Origin of the sequence: Ramlibacter tataouinensis TTB310, assembly GCF_000215705.1 — a bacterium.
GTDB classification, from domain to species: domain Bacteria; phylum Pseudomonadota; class Gammaproteobacteria; order Burkholderiales; family Burkholderiaceae_C; genus Ramlibacter; species Ramlibacter tataouinensis.
The window spans coordinates 468,996-484,231 of record NC_015677.1 but is presented as its reverse complement, the minus strand read 5'-3'; the positions used below and the strand labels follow the sequence as shown (position 1 = coordinate 484,231).

Sequence of the window (15,236 nt, the reverse complement as noted above, 5' to 3'; positions counted from 1 at the left end):
AGAAAAAACCAGTGGAACGACGATCTTTAGAACGTCCAGCAGCAGGCATGGTAGCACGGCACGGATTGAGCCCGGCCGAAGGCAGGCACGCGCCTTCACAATGCGGCCATGAACCGCCGCCGCCTGATACTGATCGGCTTCCTGCAAGCGGCCGTCTGCGAAGCCGTGCTCGGCCAACCTCGAGCGGGACAGCCTTCGTTGGTGGAAGCCGCCGCGCGCGGTGATCTGGCGCAGGTGCGGGGTGCTGCTCGACCGTGGAGCCGACGTCGAACAGCGAGATGCGAACGGCCGGACGGCCATCGTTGCGGCCGCCGGTGCAGACCTGAAAAGCACCAACCGCTATGGCGGCACGGCCCTGGTTCCCGCATGCCACTACGGCCATGTGGACACCGTGCGCCTGCTGCTGACGACGCCGATCGACGTGGACCACGTCAACAAGCTCGGCTGGACCGCGCTGCTGGAGGCCGTGATCCTCGGCGATGGTGGCGCGGCGCACCAGGAGATCGTCAAGATGCTCATCGCCCGCAATGCGGACGTGAACCTCGCGGACACGCACGGCTTGACACCACTTGCGCATGCGCGGCAGCGCCGGCAGGACGCCGTCGAGCGCCTCCTGCTCGCAGCCGGCGCACGCTGATCGCAGAAAAGCCCATCGTCTTCGTGGCCGCGGGGTGGAAGGCCGAACCGGTGAACTGACGTGTCGTACGCGCGATAGCCCACAATCAGGCGGTGAAAACCCCTCCCCGCCTCCAGACTCTCATGGCCGAAGGCCTCATCGACAGCGTAGTGCGCCAGCTCAAGAGCGGCAAGGAGGCGGATGTCTATGTGGTGCGCTGCGGCGGGGAGACCTGCGCGGCCAAGATCTACAAGGAAGCCCACAAGCGCAGCTTTCGCCAGGCGGTGGACTACACCGAGAACCGCAAGGTGCGCAACAGCCGCCAGGCACGCGCCATATCCAAGCGCACAGCCTACGGTCGACAACAGCAGGAAACAGCGTGGCAGAGCGCCGAGGTCGACGCCTTGTACCGCCTGGCCGCCGCCGGGGTGCGCGTGCCGCGGCCGATCAACTTCCACGACGGCGTGCTGCTGATGGAGTTGGTCGCCGACGACCAGGGCGATGCCGCACCGCGGCTGAACGACCTGAGCTTCAGCGAGGCGCAGGCACGGCAGCACCATGCGACGCTGATCGGCGACGTCGTGCGCATGCTCTGCGCCGGCGTGATCCATGGCGACCTGTCGGAATTCAATATCCTGCTGGCCGCCGATGGGCCGGTGATCATCGACCTGCCGCAGGCGGTGGACGCTGCGGGCAACAACCACGCTCCGCGCATGCTGCTGCGGGATGTCGACAACCTGCGCGCCTTCTTCGGCCGGTACGCCCCCGGCTTGCTGGCGACGCAGTACGGTCCCGAGATCTGGGCGTCGTACGCCGGCGGCCTGCTGGAACCAGGCATGCCCCTGACCGGCCGCTACGAACCAGCGGCGGGCGCCGTGGACCTGACCGCCGTACTGCGCGAGATCGAGGATGCGCGACTGGAAGAATCCGCGCGTCTCCAGCGAATGGGCTGAGCCGGAGAACGGCGTCGGCCCTCAGCCTGCGCCCAGGCGCCAGAGAGAGGTGACTTCACGGCTGCGGGCCGCCGCGAACGGCTCGTTCGCATCGCTGGCTTTCGGGTGGCGCGGACGCACGTCGAGACGCCCGCGAACGGCGAGCCCACCAGCATGGAAGTGCGCGAGCAGTTCGTCTCGCGAACGCAGGCCCAGGTGCTCCGCCAGGTCAGACAGCACCAGCCAGCCCTCGCCCCCGGGGGCAAGCCGCTCGCGCAGTCCGGCAAGGAAGCCGCGCAGCATGCGGCTGCCGGGATCGTAGACAGCCTGCTCCAGCGTCGAGCTGGGCTTGCCGGGCAGCCACGGCGGGTTGCACACGATGAGGGGGGCCGATCCAGGCGGGAACAGGTCGACTTCGGCGAGTTCGATCCGTCCCTGCAGACCCAGGCGCTCGATGTTTTCACGAGCGCAGGCGAGCGCACGCGGGTTCAGGTCGGTGGCGACGATGCGTGCCACCCCGCGACGCGCGAGCACGGCTGCGATCACGCCCGTCCCCGTGCCGATGTCCCAGGCCAGCGAGGCGTCGGCGGGCAGGGGCGCGGCGCCGATCAAGTCGAGGTACTCGCCGCGTACCGGCGAGAACACGCCGTAGTGCGCGTGGATCCGGTTGGCCGGCGGCGGCCCGAGCGCCGGCACCTCCACGCCCGCCTTGCGCCATTCATGCGCGCCCACCAGTCCCAGGCATTCGCGCAGCGACACCACATGGGACAGCCCGTCCGGCGGTCCCCACGCTTCGCTGATTGCCACGCGCAGGTCGGGCGCCCGGCGAAGACGGATGCCGTGGTCACCGTCGACTTCAACCAGCACCATGCCAAGCACCCGCGCACGGCGCCCCTGCGCCTGGCGGTGCCGGTAGAAGGCTTGCGCGGGCGGCTCCGACGCCATGACCGCCTTGCGCGCTGGCCGGTCGAGCCGGCGACCGAGTGCCTGCAGGAGCTGTCGCGCATTCTGGAAGTCGCCGCGCCACAGGAGCGCCGTCCCTTCGCTGGCCAGGCGGAAGGCGACATCGGCCGGCATCCGGTCGTCGGCAAGCTGCACGCGTGCCGGCGCCGGCCAGCCTGCCTCGGATCGCCATCGGGCCTGGCGCTGCTGGCCATCTTCCTGCCATGCAAGGATCGGCTGGTCTGGGGCGTTCATCGAACGTGGAGCAGGTTGGTCGGGTGCAGATCGATTCTGCCAGCGGTCCTGGTGAGGGACAGCTGCTTATGGCCGATAGCGGCCGAGAACGGCCGGCGCGAACTACCGCAGGGCCGGGCTGCGCTCAACCCCTGCGCGCCGCTTCGATCGTCGCGATGTTGATCTTCGTCATCTGCATCATCGCCTCAAATGCTCGCTTGGCCGCCGCGGGGTCAGGATCGGAGATCGCCTCGATAAGGGCGCGGGGCGTGATCTGCCACGACAGGCCCCACTTGTCCTTGCACCAGCCGCAGGCGCTTTCCTGGCCGCCGTTGTCGACGATCGCGGCCCACAGGCGATCCGTTTCGGCCTGGTCCTCCGTCGCTATCTGGAACGAGAAGGCCTCGCTGTGACTGAACGCAGGGCCGCCGTTCAGCCCGAGGCAAGGGATGCCTGCGACGCTGAACTCGACCGTCAGCACGTCCCCCTGCTTGCCGGAAGGGTAGTCGCCGGGCGCGAGATGAACAGCTTTGACCGCGCTGTCCGGAAATGTGCTGGCATAGAACTGCGCCGCATCCAGGGCGGTGCCGTCGTGCCAGAGGCAGATCGTGTTCTTGCTGATCATTTGCTTGGCCATGGTGGTGTTCTCCGATGAGGTGCAGAGGGATGATCCTCTGCCTGGACGACGAACGAGCCTGGGGGCAATCGACAATTCTGCTGCGGACGTCTGCATTTGGCCGGAAGCGGACATCCTGCCGGGGGACTCGCAGTCCGCCGGTTGCAAGGTCTGCCTCCGACCCAAAGCAGACGTGCGTGCCAATGTAAATCCGGCGTTCGCAGGAAAATCACAGCGAGCACCGGGACCTACTCACCACGTAGATCTAGTTCCGGATTCAAGACAAGGCAGCATGTCAGGTCGAAACTCTCCGGGTGACGACCCACTTGTGCTTTCCAATCATCCGCTCACGCTTGAAGCCAAGGCGCTCAAAAGTCGTGAGCGTCCCATTGAATAGGAAGGCAGGGGAAGCCTTACGGCCCTCGATGTCCTCTGGGAAGCCTTCGACCAGGCCACCTCCGAGCTTTTTGATTTGCTCGACCGCCCCCTTCAGTGCCGCATCTGCGACGCCTTTGCCGCGGTAGCCTTTGCCGGAGAAAAAGCAGGTAATGCGCCAGTCAGGAGGTGCCGGGTTAGTGGCTAGGTAGGCCCGGCTGTTGTGGATGCGCGGGAGCTCTTCGGGCGAGCCAAACTGACACCAGCCTACGCACTGCTCGCTTTCAAAGACAAGTGAAGCGTGCGCGCGTCCCTGCCGAACGAGGCACTCCTTTGTCTCGCGGTTCACTTTTGAGCGGCCGGCTCCCTGCGCGTCTGCGCCGTGGTACCAAGTACACCAGCAGCCGCCCCAGACACCATTGTTCGCCTCAACCAAGCGAGCGAAATCGGGCCATGTGGTCTCGTCGAGCGGCTTAGTGGTGTACTTGGGCATGACGACGGCTTATCAGCTCGCCTTGCTGCAGTAAGCTTCGAGACGGTAGCCGTCCGGGTCGATGACGTAAGCCGCGTAGTAATTGGGCCCGTAGTCTTCGCGCAGACCTGGCTTTCCGTTGTCACGGCCACCAGCCGCTACAGCCGCTTTGTAGAAGGCGTCGACGCTCTTGCGGGTTGGCGCCGCGAAGCAGAAGTGAAGCCCAGAGTCCATGTCGGCCTTGACCGGCTTCTTGGCAACATTCGTCCAAAGCTGGATGGTTTCGTCCTTGCCGTAGCCTAATGAACCCTCCCCTTCACTCAAGCACGAGTAGCCAAGCGGCTTCAGAGCGGAGTGATAGAACTCTTTTGTCTTCGCAATGTCGCTGACGCCGATGGAAATGTGGTCGATCATGTTGAGCTCCAGGTCGTTGATCCTCTATTATGTGCGCTGCGCACGCATCGTCAAGTGAACAAGCTGAGCACCCCAACTCCAAGGCGGGCGGCTGACCGCACCGCCAACCTACTCGGCGTTGTCGGGCTGGCCGTTGCCGACCGCATCGAGGAGATGGCGCGGGACATCTTGAGTCACGTGGGCGAGACACCCGCAGCTCTGGTCGTCATTGGGTACGGCTCCGGCCCATCTAACGACCAACTGCGGCGCATTCTTGGGCTGTCCCACCCTGGGGCGGTGCGCCTTGTGGACCGACTCGTTGCCGATGATCTTGTTGAAAGGCGCGTCGGTCGCGACCGACGCGCCGTTGCGCTCTATCTCACCGCCAATGGTGAAGCGCTGCGGGAGGAACTTCTCAAAAGGCGCCTGGCTGCCATGCGTCCGCTGCTGGCAGGTTTGTCCGCGAGCGAGCAGGAGACGTTCGCTGCCCTTCTGCACAAGATGCTGACATCGCTTGAGACCACAGACTTGGAACGCTGCACTCTCTGCCGCTTGTGCGACCCTCGCGTTTGCACCAACTGCCCTATTCCGGCCAATGTGCTCGCACAGACGTGAGAGCCCAGGGCAAGTTCGGTTCAGCATCTTGTTAGCGGCGTCGTCGCCCACCCTCAGAACCGGGCGGGTCCGGGGTGGCCCGCGGGAGTCGAGCCTTCCTGAGGCGCTTGTCACAACCGATTTAAACGGCTGCTTCTGGCCGGAAGCAGACATCTGCGTGCTCCGGCCGGGCGTGCCACCATCACGTCCATGCGCGTGACGGACGGACAGATTTGCAAAGCCATTACGACCCTCCTGGACAGCCGTGAGCCGCCGGCGACGATCTGTCCGTCGGAAGCCGCCAGAGCGCTGGAGCGGGATGAGTGGCGACCATTGATGCCCCGGGTCCGCGCCGTTGCCATTGCAATGGCGAATGACGGCGTCCTGAACATCCGCCAAGGCGGTCGCACTGTGGTGCCTGATCGATCGCTGCGCGGAGCAAGGCAAACCCGGGCATCCCTGAGAACGTGTGGGATGCGCTGGTGAAGCAGCTGATGGACGCGAGGCGTGCTCTGCGCGGCGCGCTTTCCGAGGCGGAGCGTCGGGCCGCTCGCGATCAGGTGGATTCCGTGAAGCGAGCGCTTGGAGAACGAGGTCCCGTGTGGTGGACCGACGGTGCGCCGGACTTCAACCGCAAGCTGGCTAGAAACACGCCTTACCGGGACTGGTTCTCGCAGTTGCCTGAATAAGCGGGCTCAGTCGATGTCTGCTCCGACCCAAAGCGTACACATCCCAGAAAGCCTTCTCGAGTTCCCGCCGCAGGGGTTCAGGTTGAGTACTCGAGAGCGCGCGAGTTAGTCCACCGCAGGCGCCTGCATACGCGCAAGGTCGATGAAGGCGCGCAGCGCCGCAGATAGATAACGTTGCCGTGGGTAGTAGAGGTAGGGCACGCCGATGCCCGGCGACCAGGGCTCGAGCAACCGCACGAGTTCGCCGGCAGCGATCTCGCGCTCCACGTACTTCTCGTGCACGTAGGCCAGCCCGCCGCCGGCCACCGCCGCGTTCACCGCGATCTGCGCATCATTGACCACGATCCGCCCAACCGGCACCTCCACGTTCGCAATCCGCCGCTGGAACTCCCAGGCTTGCAGCGTGCCCGCGGGGAACCGCCGGCGGATGCATTCGTGGCGCTTGAGTTCCCGCGGGGCGCGCGGCTCGGGCACATCGCGCAAGTAGCGCGGCGAGGCGACGATGGCGTACCGCTGGGGCTGCCCGATGCGCACCGCCACCATGTCCTGCGGCACGTCCTTGCCGAAGCGCACGCCGGCGTCGAAGCCCTCCAGCACGATGTCCTGCCTGGCAGCCTCCGCGACGATCTCGATGGCGACGTCCGGGTGTTCGCGTGTGAAGCGCGCGGCCAGCGGAGCCAGCAGGAACTGCGCGATCGGCGCGGGCGCGTTGATGCGCAACGCCCCGATCGGCGAGCCGCGATGCAGGTTGATGCGCTCGACCGCGTCCTGGATCTGCCGCAGCCCTGGCTCCAGGCTGACCAGCAGCTCGGCGCCGGCGGCCGTCGGCGCGACGCTGCGGGTGGTGCGCCGCAGCAGCACCACGCCGAGCTGGTCCTCGAGCTTGCGCATCCCCTGGCTGACCAGTGAGGTCGACACCTTCCGCTCGGCCGCGGCGCGCCGGAAGCTGCCGTGGCGGGCAATCGCGGCGAACAGCTCGAGATCGGGGAGCAGGGAGCGCATTGTTCACTGTAGGTTAACAGGCCATGCAGGATTATGTAGGTAGTCGCGCGGCCGCACCCTTCCTAACATGCAGCCATCGCATCGAGCACCGGACAAGCGAATGAACACCTCATCAAGCTACCTCAGGCACCTGGCCGCTCCAGTGGCGGCGGCGGCCCTCGCCGCGGCCGCCGCGCACGCACCGGCGCAGCAAGCGGCGACTTGGAGCAAGGCGGCACCGGCCGGCGTGGCCCGCCAGGAGCTGTATCCCGAAGTGCTGAACGGCCGCATCTATGTCGCCGGCGGCCTGCTCAGCCCGAACACGGGCTACTCGGCGCACTTCGAGGCCTACGATCCTGCCGGCGATCGATGGACGCGCCTGGCCACGCTGCCGCAGGCTCGGCATCACATCGCGCTGGCCGCAGCCGGCGGCCTGCTCTACGGCATTGGCGGCTTCAGCGGGGGCTTTCCCAACTGGCAGGCGCAGCCCGAGGTGTTCGTGTACGACCCGGCGGCCGATCGCTGGCGCACCGGGGTTCCCATGGCGCAGCCGCGAGCCGAAGGCGTCACAGCCGCGGTGGACGGCAAGGTCTATGTCTTCGGCGGCCGGGTGCGTGCCAGCCGCGACGCCAGCCACTTCAACGACCATGCCGACACGAACCTGGCAGAAATGTTCGATACCGCCACCGGCCGCTGGTCACGGCTGCCCGATGCGCCGACCGCGCGCAACAGCGCAGCCGGCGCGGTCATCGGCGGCAAGATTTACGTGGTCGGGGGCCGGCAGGCGCTCAAGCAGCCCGACGGCAGCCTGCGGCAGGTGAATGTCCCCACCCTGGAGGTGTTCGATCCGGCCATCCGCCGCTGGGAGACGCGTGCGCCGATGCCTCAGGCACAAGGGGGTTTGGCGGCTGCCGCGCAAGGCGGCAGGCTCTTCGCGTTTGGCGGCGAGCAGTGGGTGCCCGAACAAAAGGTGTTCTCCGAGAGCTGGGTCTATGACCCTCAGGCCGACCGGTGGAGCGCCGCCCCGCCGCTGCCGACGGCGCGGCATGGGTTGGGTGCGGCTGCCATCGGCAACCGGATTCACGTGTTCGGCGGCGCGCTGCGTGTGGGTGGAGATGCCGCGACCGACCTGCACGAGGTTCTGGTGCTGGCGCCCTGATCCCATCTCGCACCTCGCACGCAACAACTTTCAAGGAGCAAGCGATGAACCGATTTTCAGGCCCCGCACGCAGCCCGCTCTGCGCCATCGCTGTGATGTCAGTCGCTTTGACTGTGCCGCTACACGCGACCGCCCAGCAAAGCGAACCAGCGCTGTCGCGGGCTGACATTAACCTGCGCAGGTCGCTTGAAGCAGAGGCGCGTGGGCTTGGCGAACCGTTCCGGGGGGTGACCACAGATGGACGGGTGGTGCCGAATCTCTTCGAAAACCGATCGACAGGCGTATCGACCGAGCCCGTCCGCCAAGCTGCTGTCGAGTTCCTCAGCGCCCTGACCGAGGCGCAGCGCGCGAAGACTAGGTTTCCCGTTGACGACATCGAGTGGCGGAAGTGGATGAACCCGCACTTCTACGTCCGCCAGGGAGTTGCATTTGGCGAGATGAGCGCGGGCCAGCGCGATGTGGCACTGGGGCTACTCAGGGCGTCACTCAGCGCCAAAGGTCTGCGCCAGTCACAAGACATCATGCGCCTGAATCACACGCTCGCCGAACTGACCGGCAAGTTTGACGAATACGGAGAGGGCTACTATTACCTGACACTGATGGGCGAACCGTCGGCCGATCAGCCCTGGGGTTGGCAGCTCGATGGCCATCACCTGGTCATCAACTACTTCGTTCTTGGTGATCAAGTCGTCATGACACCCACTTTCATGGGGTCGGAGCCGGCTGTCGCGAAAGCCGGAAAGTACGCCGGTACGGCCGTGCTCCAAGTGGAGCAAGCCAAGGGGCTTGAGCTGATCAACGACCTGAGTGCGTCACAACGGAGAAAAGCCGTTCTAAGCGCTGCCAAAGCTGGGGCGAATACCCTGGCTGAAGCGTTCAAGGACAACCTCGTTCTTGACCATGCCGGCATACCTGCCCGGGAGTTGTCTGCGCGGCAACGGGCCCGCCTTGTCGACTTGATCTCCGTGCATGTCGGCAACCTGCGCGAACAGCACGCTTCGGTGAAGATGAGCGAAGTCATGCGACACCTTGACGACACGTACTTCGCCTGGATCGGGGAGACCAGGAATGACGGGGTGTTCTACTACCGTGTGCAAAGTCCCGTGATCCTCATCGAGTTCGATCATCAAGCACCGATCGCGCTGACGCATTTGGAGAGAGGACGGGCAACGAGGGAACACATTCACAGTGTTGTCAGGACTCCGAACGGAAATGACTACGGCAAAGATCTGCTCCGGCAGCACTATGAACGGCATCACCATCCCCATACCCGGCAGGAGCGCCAGCCCTGACCGCGTTGGTTGCAGGCGTCCGCCTGTGTCGCTTCTGTGCAGTCTGCAACGCCCCCGCTAGACGAAACATGGAACCGCCGCCGGACTCAAGGCGTGAAAGTATCTCCCAGCACCAGCCCTTCACGGCGCGGGTCGGCGCCGCCTTGCAGGGTGCCCTTGCGGTCCTGCAGCCGGATGACGGTGCCGACGCCGCTGGCCTGCGAGCCGACGTTCACCGTGTGCCCCATCGCGCGCAGCTCCAGCACCAGTGGATCGTTGGCGCCGTTGTTGGCGGCATTGATCTTCGGATGCTCGCCGCCGATGGAGGTGTTCGGGCTGTTGGAGGCGCCGAAGTTCACCAGCGAGGTCGCCTGCTGCGCATCGAGGTTCCAGTCCAGCGCGCTCACCAGCGTCTTGGTCACGTACTGGATGATCGCCGCGCCGCCGGGCGAACCGGTGGCCATCAGGAACTCGCCGCGCGAGCCGTCGGCCGCCTTGCGGAACACCAGCGTGGGCGCCATCGAGCTGCGCGGGCGCTTGCCGGCCTGGACCCGGTTGGCGATCGGCTGGCCGTTGGCGTCGGCGGGCGCGGCGGAAAAATCGGTCAGCTCGTTGTTCAGCATGAAGCCGCGCGCCATGTGGTACGAGCCGAAGCCCGCCTCGATGGTGGTCGTCATCGACACCACGTTGCCGTCGCGGTCGACGATGGTCATGTGCGTCGTGCCGCTCTCGGGCGAGGGCGGCATGATGCCGGCCGGGACGGGGCCGAGGTTGCCCGGCTGCGCCGTGCGCATGCTGGTGGCGGGATTGATCAGGGCCGCGCGGGCGCGCAGGTAGTCCTTGTCGACCATCGTGGCAACGCCGTTGCCGGGAAGCGGCTGGTAGTCGGTGTCGGCGACGTACTTGTCGCGGTCCGCATAGGCCAGGCGCTGGGCTTCCGTCACCAGGTGCACGGCCATCGCTTGCGGCCGGCCGCCCTCGTTGTCCACGTCGGTGGGCGGGTACAGGCGCAGGTCGTAGTTCTCCAGGATGCCCAGTGCCTGCGCCACCGCGATGCCGCCGGAGGACGGCGGGCCCATGCCGCACACCCAGTAGACGCGGTAGGTGGTGCACACCGCGTCGCGCTTCTTGGCGCGGTAGTTCGCGAGGTCCGCCGCGGTGGTCTTGCCGGGCGTGATCGGCGTGCTGCCGTCGGCGCTGGCGGTGACGTTGATCTTGGCCACGATGTCCCGCGCGATCGGCCCGGTGTAGAACGCATCCGCGCCGCCTTCCGCGATGGCCCTCAGCGTCGCCGCATAGGCCGGGATCGTCAGCACCGTGCCCAGCGCCTTGGCCGAGCCGTCCGGGTTCAGGTAGGTCGCCGCCGCTTCGGCGTCGCGCTGCAGGTTGGTGCGCGCGCCGGCGATCGCATCCGCCATCCGGCCCGGGATCCGGAAGCCGTTGTCCGCCAGGTCGATGCCGGCGTCGAACAGGTTCTTCCAGGGTTTGCGCCCGTGCTCCTGGTGCACCAGCTCGAGCATCCGCACGGCGCCGGGCGTGCCGATGGAGCGGCCGCTCGCACGCGCGCTCGGGCGCGGCGTGGTGCGGTCGTTCTGGTCGTCGATCCAGCGCAGGTGGTTCTCCGTCGCCGCGGCCGGCGCCGTTTCGCGCCCGTCGTAGGTCTGCACCACCTGGGTCCTGGCGTCGTAGTGCATCAGGAAGGCGCCGCCGCCGAGGCCGCTCGACTGCGGCTCGACCAGGCCGAGCACCGCCTGCACCGCCACGGCCGCGTCGGCCGCGGTGCCGCCGGCCTTCAGCACGTCGCAGCCGGCCTTGCTGGCGAGCGGGTTGGCCGTCACCACCATGAAGCTCTTGGCATGCACCGCCTGCAGGCCCGTGCGGTAGCCGGACGCGAGCTCGGGCGCCGCCGGGTCGCCCGGCAGGCCGGAGCCGACGACCACGGAGCCGTTCGCGGTGAGCGCGGCGCACGAGGGATCCGATTGCGACGGGTTGGCTGTCCCCTTCGCCTGCACGGCGAGCGGGGCGCCAGCCGGCGGGCGATCGTCGCCGCCGCCGCAGCCGCCCAGGAGCAGCAGCGAGAACAGTACCGCGGTGACGGGGCGGTGACGTAAGGGGAAGCGCATGCTTGACTTTCGAAGTGCCGGCATCTGCCGAGGGACGCGCATTATTGGCGTGCGCCCCTCATGACGATTTCCCCCACGTGTGCCTGCTCATCCACGCAGTGCGCGCACCACGTCTGGCGATCGCGTCCCGCCGCGTCGACAGCGCGACTCTGGTGCGACACATTCGATGCACGCCTGTTACAGCTGGCCAGCTTTCAGGGCCTGGCGTCGTGAGCTCCTTGCGCGCAGCGGCGACGATGCGCCCTACGGCCGGTTCCGACCCGGAGCGGACATCCCTTCCCCTGTTTGAGCGCACACCAGAGACGACAGCGGCTCGGTGCCCGCGCAGCCGAGGGTTAACTCAGGCTCGGCGGTAGTCCAGGAGACGCGTCTTCCAGTAGCGCTCGCTGATCACATTCAGCCGAACGGTGCCTCCGGTGCTGGGAGCGTGCACGAAGCGCGACTCACCGGCGTGGATGGCCGCATGCGACGCAACGCCGTTGCTGCCGAAGATCACCAGGTCCCCGGCGCGCACCGCACCGGCGTCGATTGACTGGCCCCAGCGGCTGATCTGCGCCACCGTTCGTGGCAGTGAGATGCCTGCCGATTGCTGGTAGACGTAACCGATCAAGCCGCTGCAATCAAACCCGGTCTCGGGCGTGTTGCCCCCATAGCGGTACGGGGTACCCACGAGACCCAAAGCAAGGAACGCGGCTTCCCCGGCCTGTTGGTCAGAGATCGATGACGGCCACGGGATGGCGGCGTCCGTGCGGGTCGCCAGCGGCGCGGCGCAACCGGCCAAGCCAGCCAAAGCTAGCCAACCGGCGCCGACGATCAGTTCTCGCTTTCCGGAGTGCATGCGCCTCATCACCCAGCCATGTTAACCGGGCTGCCCGTCCGACGGACTGGACGGCTGCTTCTGGCCGAAAGCGGACATCAGCTTCGGGAACAACATGTCCATATCTGGCGAGTCCCGAAGTAGCCGCAGTCCTAAGGTCCGCTTCTCGGCAATCGGCCGCACAAAACAGGACCCAGCAACATGGACAGACTCAAAGGAAAGCGCGCCCTCATCACCGGCGGGACGACAGGCATCGGATTGGCAACTGCCCGGCAGTTCCTGCTGGAAGGCGCGCGCGTGATGGTGACCGGCTGGAACGAGAACACCCTGGACCGCGCGCGGCAGGAACTGGGACGCGAAGTCCCTGTGGTCAGGATTGATGCCGGCAAAGCCGGCGACCAGCAACTGCTCCGCTTGCGCGTGGAGGATACTTTCGGCCGACTCGATGTCGCCGTGCTCAACGCCGGCATCGGCGTGTTCAAGCCCTTGGAGGAGTGGGACGAACAGAGTTTCAACCGCTCTGTCGACGTCAACCTCAAGGGACCCTTCTTCCTGATGCAGGCCTTGCTTCCGGTCCTCGCAAATCCTGCGTCCATCGTGCTAACCGGCTCGGTCAATGCACACATCGGAATGGCGACTTCCAGCGTCTATTCGGCCACGAAGGCCGCACTGCGCTCACTGGCGCGCACGCTGTCGGGCGAACTTGTCTCACGTGGCGTGCGCGTCAACACGCTTAGTCCGGGCCCCGTCGCAACACCGATCTACCGAAAACTGGGCCTGCCTGACGACGCGCTGCAGGAGATGAGCCAGTCCCTGCTCAAGCAGCTGCCGGCCGGAAGGTTCGCAGACCCGGTGGAAATCGCGCACGCTGCGGTATTCCTCGCCTCCGACGAGTCGGCCTACGCGATCGGTAGCGAAATCGTGATGGATGGCGGATTCACGACCCTATAACTTCAAGATGTCCGCTTCCGACCCAGAGCAGACGTCGTGACGCAGCGGCTCTGCGTCTGAATTGTTGCTTGGGATTGCTGAGATGGTCCGGTCTTCCTTTCGGTGCACCGGCGCTACTGCACTCCTTTGCGCCGGCACCAGGTCTGGGCTCTCCATCGAACGCCGTCGAGCACTGGATCGATGCGACGAAGCCCTAGTGCCAGTCGGCGTCCGGGCGCGGCCGCAGGCGCCTGGCGGCCTCGACCACGTCGCCCAGGTCCACCGGGTCGCTGTACGGGTCCGCGTCCAGCACCGTCACCCGGTTCAGCTCCTTCTGCCAGCGGCGCAGTTCGTCGACGTAGGGCGCGTGCGGCACGCGCCGCAGCCGCCCGCCCTCTTCCTCGACCAGGTCGCAGATGCCGTTGTGCAGCCACTGTCCGGTGTGCCAGTCGGGCATGTCCACGGCCGGGAACAGGCACACGCCATGCAGGTCCATCCCCTGGTTCACCGCCGCCAGCGCCTCGTGCATCACGTCGCGCAGCCACTCCGGCCGGCCCTGCCCCATGCCGCTGGTTTCGCCGATCACCATCGGGCGGCGGTAGCGCTCCCAGATGCGCTGCAGCAGGTGGCACAGGGGCTCGATGCCGGGATGGCCGGGCTCCAGTGCCTGGTGCGGGCCCTCCTGCCGGTACTCCATCTGCCCGAACGAGTAGTTGTTGGCGCCGACGATGTCCAGGACCTCGGGCGAGCCGCCCAGCTCGGGGTGCGCCAGCCCGCACAGGATGTCCCACGCCAGGAAGGTGTCGACGTGGGTTTCGTGCGCCGCCTCGTCGGCCAGGTCGGGCCGGTCCCTCGGCGCCACCACCTGCACCAGCGGATCGACGTGCATCATGCGCGCCTCGGGCAGCACCTCGCGGATCGCCTTGACGCCGGCGATGGCGGCCGCGCACAGCGCGATGCGCAGGCGCTCGCGGTCCTTGCGGCTGTTGCAGTACGGCGCGACCCAGCCCCACTCGCCGCCGCAGAAGGCGAAGAAGGTGATCTCGTTGATCGGCGTGAAGAAGTACGGGCCCGGCAGGCGCTGCGACACATGCTCGGCCGCGGCGCGGCAGTAGCGCGCGAAGGAGCGGCTGAACTCGGCGGAAAAAGGGTCCAGGCCGTCGGGGTAGCCGTAGTGGCACAGGTCCCAGACCGGCGTGATGCGGTGCGTCCGCAGGGCCTCGACCATGGGCTCGATGCAGCTGAAGTCGAACCGCCCATCCCGGTCGGCCAGCGGCCAGGGGATCCCCTCGCGCGCCACCGCGATGCCCAGCTCGCGCAGCAGCCGGTAGTCCTCCATCGCATGCTCGCGGTGCTGGGTTTCCTCGACCAGGTTGCGGCGGCCGCCGCCCTTCCAGTCGAAGGTCGAGCACTCGAAGCCGGACAGGAAGAAGGTCGGGAAGATGCCGGGGTGGTGGTCCATGCCATCCACTGGACCACAGCCAGGCCGGCTGTGGGGCGCCTGCCGTGTTGGGAAGTGCAAAAGAGCCGCGGGCCTACTTCTTCGGCGGCACCAGCGGCCTGATGTTGCCGCAGTCGGCGGCGACCCACTTGCCCGAGCCTTCCATGCTCACGGTTTCGTCCTTGCCGGCCACCGTGGTGGTGGAGGTCATCTTCATGCTGTAGGCCTCGGGGCCCAGGAAGGTGACCTGCGTCTCGCCGCGGGCGGGCGGCTGGGTGCAGGTGAAGGCCATCCTCAGGGTGTTGGCGATGCGCTGCTGCCCGTGGGTCCTGCAGTCGCCCTGCTGGCCCGTGACCTCGCCCCGCTCGGCCATCTCGCGGGTCATGCAGATGCGGGTGGCGGTGGCGCCGCCCGCACCGGCGCCGATCTGCACGCCCTGCCGGGCCATCGTCTCCTGCATCTGTTTTCGCTGGGCGGGGGACATGCCGGCCATCTGCCGGTTCATCTCGGCCATGGCCTGCTCCATCTGCGGGTTGCCGTGCAGGCGGCTTTGCACCTCCCAGAGGCCGGGCTTGAGGCTCTGGGCCCAGGCCGGCAGCGCCAGCGCGGCTGCGGCCACGGCGATCAGGACGGGTTGGCGTGTCATGGCGG

At 66.9% G+C, this 15,236-nt stretch carries 15 protein-coding genes and 1 pseudogene; 7 read left to right on the top strand and 9 right to left on the bottom strand.

Going from position 1 to position 15,236, the window contains the following annotated elements:
- Positions 1 to 108: 108 nt before the first annotated feature.
- A pseudogene (locus tag RTA_RS02375) lies at positions 109 to 637 on the top strand (ankyrin repeat domain-containing protein).
- A gap of 92 nt (positions 638 to 729) precedes the next feature.
- On the top strand, positions 730 to 1,569 hold the full coding sequence (locus RTA_RS02370; protein WP_041674978.1) for a PA4780 family RIO1-like protein kinase: 840 nt from the start codon (positions 730 to 732) through the stop codon (positions 1,567 to 1,569).
- 21 nt (positions 1,570 to 1,590) lie between these two features.
- On the opposite strand, the gene RTA_RS02365 is transcribed toward RTA_RS02370, so the two are convergent.
- The 4 genes from RTA_RS02365 to RTA_RS02355 form a co-directional block, all read right to left on the bottom strand.
- Positions 1,591 to 2,745 (bottom strand): methyltransferase, encoded by a 1,155-nt coding sequence (locus RTA_RS02365; protein WP_193384809.1) that lies wholly within the window; start codon positions 2,743 to 2,745, stop codon positions 1,591 to 1,593.
- A 124-nt stretch (positions 2,746 to 2,869) separates the two neighbouring features.
- Positions 2,870 to 3,349, bottom strand: coding sequence for a VOC family protein (locus RTA_RS02360; protein ID WP_041675946.1), 480 nt, complete (start codon positions 3,347 to 3,349; stop codon positions 2,870 to 2,872).
- A gap of 286 nt (positions 3,350 to 3,635) precedes the next feature.
- The gene (locus RTA_RS20065; protein WP_013899773.1) at positions 3,636 to 4,208 is read right to left on the bottom strand and encodes a hypothetical protein; all 573 of its coding nucleotides are present in this window, start codon (positions 4,206 to 4,208) and stop codon (positions 3,636 to 3,638) included.
- Between the two features lie 12 nt (positions 4,209 to 4,220).
- Entirely contained in the window at positions 4,221 to 4,601 is a 381-nt protein-coding gene (locus RTA_RS02355; protein ID WP_013899772.1) for a VOC family protein, read from the bottom strand.
- A 54-nt stretch (positions 4,602 to 4,655) separates the two neighbouring features.
- Between RTA_RS02355 and RTA_RS20060 the strand changes: the two genes are divergently transcribed.
- Together RTA_RS20060 and RTA_RS21435 are read left to right on the top strand one after the other, a co-directional pair.
- On the top strand, positions 4,656 to 5,195 hold the full coding sequence (locus RTA_RS20060) for a MarR family winged helix-turn-helix transcriptional regulator (RefSeq protein ID WP_226986102.1): 540 nt from the start codon (positions 4,656 to 4,658) through the stop codon (positions 5,193 to 5,195).
- A gap of 189 nt (positions 5,196 to 5,384) precedes the next feature.
- Positions 5,385 to 5,660 (top strand): DUF3253 domain-containing protein, encoded by a 276-nt coding sequence (locus RTA_RS21435; protein ID WP_013899770.1) that lies wholly within the window; start codon positions 5,385 to 5,387, stop codon positions 5,658 to 5,660.
- Between the two features lie 308 nt (positions 5,661 to 5,968).
- Here RTA_RS21435 and RTA_RS02345 read toward each other — a convergent pair whose 3' ends face one another.
- Entirely contained in the window at positions 5,969 to 6,865 is an 897-nt protein-coding gene (locus RTA_RS02345) for a LysR family transcriptional regulator (RefSeq protein ID WP_013899768.1), read from the bottom strand.
- 67 nt (positions 6,866 to 6,932) lie between these two features.
- Here RTA_RS02345 and RTA_RS02340 point away from each other — a divergent pair, with 67 nt between their 5' ends.
- Both RTA_RS02340 and RTA_RS02335 read left to right on the top strand, forming a co-directional pair.
- Positions 6,933 to 8,003, top strand: a complete 1,071-nt coding sequence (locus RTA_RS02340) for a Kelch repeat-containing protein (RefSeq protein ID WP_049871207.1) — start codon at positions 6,933 to 6,935, stop codon at positions 8,001 to 8,003.
- Positions 8,004 to 8,047: 44 nt separating this feature from the next.
- On the top strand, positions 8,048 to 9,295 hold the full coding sequence (locus RTA_RS02335) for a DUF3500 domain-containing protein (protein WP_013899766.1): 1,248 nt from the start codon (positions 8,048 to 8,050) through the stop codon (positions 9,293 to 9,295).
- Positions 9,296 to 9,381: 86 nt separating this feature from the next.
- On the opposite strand, the gene RTA_RS02330 is transcribed toward RTA_RS02335, so the two are convergent.
- Both RTA_RS02330 and RTA_RS02325 read right to left on the bottom strand, forming a co-directional pair.
- Positions 9,382 to 11,397, bottom strand: coding sequence for a gamma-glutamyltransferase family protein (locus RTA_RS02330; protein ID WP_041674976.1), 2,016 nt, complete (start codon positions 11,395 to 11,397; stop codon positions 9,382 to 9,384).
- Positions 11,398 to 11,737: 340 nt separating this feature from the next.
- Complete coding sequence (locus RTA_RS02325) at positions 11,738 to 12,235, bottom strand: C40 family peptidase (protein ID WP_013899764.1); 498 nt, start codon at positions 12,233 to 12,235, stop codon at positions 11,738 to 11,740.
- Between the two features lie 180 nt (positions 12,236 to 12,415).
- On the opposite strand from RTA_RS02325, the gene RTA_RS02320 reads away from it, so the two are divergent.
- Entirely contained in the window at positions 12,416 to 13,165 is a 750-nt protein-coding gene (locus RTA_RS02320) for an SDR family oxidoreductase (RefSeq protein WP_013899763.1), read from the top strand.
- Positions 13,166 to 13,358: 193 nt separating this feature from the next.
- Here the strand turns inward: RTA_RS02320 and RTA_RS02315 are convergent, their stop codons facing one another.
- On the bottom strand, positions 13,359 to 14,606 hold the full coding sequence (locus RTA_RS02315) for a glycoside hydrolase family 1 protein (protein ID WP_041674975.1): 1,248 nt from the start codon (positions 14,604 to 14,606) through the stop codon (positions 13,359 to 13,361).
- A gap of 73 nt (positions 14,607 to 14,679) precedes the next feature.
- Positions 14,680 to 15,231 carry a DUF3617 domain-containing protein gene (locus tag RTA_RS02310; protein ID WP_013899761.1) on the bottom strand — a complete coding sequence of 184 codons (552 nt, stop codon included), beginning with the start codon at positions 15,229 to 15,231 and terminating at the stop codon, positions 14,680 to 14,682.
- Positions 15,232 to 15,236: the final 5 nt, after the last annotated feature.

Excerpts from the sequence above, each read along its gene's own strand:
- RTA_RS02365 (WP_193384809.1), bottom strand. The coding sequence starts at position 2,745 with ATGAACGCCCCAGACCAGCCGATCCTTGCATGGCAGGAAGATGGCCAG.
- RTA_RS02360 (WP_041675946.1), bottom strand. The coding sequence starts at position 3,349 with ATGATCAGCAAGAACACGATCTGCCTCTGGCACGACGGCACCGCCCTG.
- RTA_RS20065 (WP_013899773.1), bottom strand. The coding sequence starts at position 4,208 with ATGCCCAAGTACACCACTAAGCCGCTCGACGAGACCACATGGCCCGAT.
- RTA_RS02355 (WP_013899772.1), bottom strand. The coding sequence starts at position 4,601 with ATGATCGACCACATTTCCATCGGCGTCAGCGACATTGCGAAGACAAAA.
- RTA_RS21435 (WP_013899770.1), top strand. The coding sequence starts at position 5,385 with ATGCGCGTGACGGACGGACAGATTTGCAAAGCCATTACGACCCTCCTG.
- RTA_RS02345 (WP_013899768.1), bottom strand. The coding sequence starts at position 6,865 with ATGCGCTCCCTGCTCCCCGATCTCGAGCTGTTCGCCGCGATTGCCCGC.
- RTA_RS02340 (WP_049871207.1), top strand. The coding sequence starts at position 6,933 with ATGCAGCCATCGCATCGAGCACCGGACAAGCGAATGAACACCTCATCA.
- RTA_RS02335 (WP_013899766.1), top strand. The coding sequence starts at position 8,048 with ATGAACCGATTTTCAGGCCCCGCACGCAGCCCGCTCTGCGCCATCGCT.
- RTA_RS02330 (WP_041674976.1), bottom strand. The coding sequence starts at position 11,397 with ATGCGCTTCCCCTTACGTCACCGCCCCGTCACCGCGGTACTGTTCTCG.
- RTA_RS02325 (WP_013899764.1), bottom strand. The coding sequence starts at position 12,235 with ATGCACTCCGGAAAGCGAGAACTGATCGTCGGCGCCGGTTGGCTAGCT.
- RTA_RS02320 (WP_013899763.1), top strand. The coding sequence starts at position 12,416 with ATGGACAGACTCAAAGGAAAGCGCGCCCTCATCACCGGCGGGACGACA.
- RTA_RS02315 (WP_041674975.1), bottom strand. The coding sequence starts at position 14,606 with ATGGACCACCACCCCGGCATCTTCCCGACCTTCTTCCTGTCCGGCTTC.
- RTA_RS02310 (WP_013899761.1), bottom strand. The coding sequence starts at position 15,231 with ATGACACGCCAACCCGTCCTGATCGCCGTGGCCGCAGCCGCGCTGGCG.